The organism is Microseira wollei NIES-4236, from assembly GCF_020521235.1.
Taxonomy (GTDB): Bacteria; Cyanobacteriota; Cyanobacteriia; order Cyanobacteriales; family Aerosakkonemataceae; genus Microseira; species Microseira wollei.
Map to the genome: position 1 here is coordinate 1 of NZ_BLAY01000715.1, position 255 is coordinate 255.

Sequence of the window (255 nt, forward strand, 5' to 3'; positions counted from 1 at the left end):
AGCGACAGGGTAACGCACCAATCAATCAACTCAACTCTGAAAGTAGGGTGCGTTAGCGACAGGGTAACGCACCAATCAATCAACTCAACTCTGAAAGTAGGGTGCGTTAGCGACAGGGTAACGCACCAATCAATCAACTCAACTCTGAAAGTAGGGTGCGTTAGCGACAGGGTAACGCACCCATCAATCAACTCAACTCTGAAAGTAGGGTGCGTTAGCGACAGGGTAACGCACCAATCAATCAACTCAACTCTG

1 protein-coding gene is annotated in these 255 nt (G+C 48.6%); it reads right to left on the reverse strand.

Features of this window, described 5'->3' with window-relative positions:
* Positions 1-255: hypothetical protein (locus MiSe_RS50325; RefSeq protein WP_226595126.1), on the reverse strand; the 255-nt coding region annotated here is incomplete at both ends.